The 248-nt window shown below is 60.5% G+C and carries 1 protein-coding gene; it reads right to left on the bottom strand.

Features of this window, described 5'->3' with window-relative positions; translation table 11 throughout:
- Positions 1 to 162, bottom strand: a 162-nt coding sequence (locus RRF55_RS27590) for a DUF2025 family protein (protein WP_439419239.1), incomplete at its 3' end; no start/stop codon positions are given.
- Between the last annotated feature and the right edge of the window lie 86 nt (positions 163 to 248).

Genomic DNA, 248 nt, shown 5'->3' with positions numbered 1-248 from the left:
CCACACGAATTCATGGCTGGGGATGATGCTGTCGTCGGCCACGTCCATGCCGAACGAGTCTTCGCTGAAGCGCACGATATGCCGGCCCAGCTTGTGGTTGAAGCCTACGAAGCCCTTGAGCTGGTCGGCCGCGGCGCAGATATCCTGGGAAGTGATGTGCATGTCAAACCTCACTGAAGCATCGTCGAAGATGCGGGGTGAATGGAATTGGCACGCGGGGCGGGTCGTCTGCGGCCCTCTCTGACGGA

Source organism: Klebsiella sp. K47 (assembly GCF_051858335.1).
Taxonomy (GTDB): Bacteria; Pseudomonadota; Gammaproteobacteria; order Enterobacterales; family Enterobacteriaceae; genus Klebsiella; species Klebsiella pneumoniae.
This window is presented reverse-complemented; position numbering and strand designations above follow the sequence as displayed.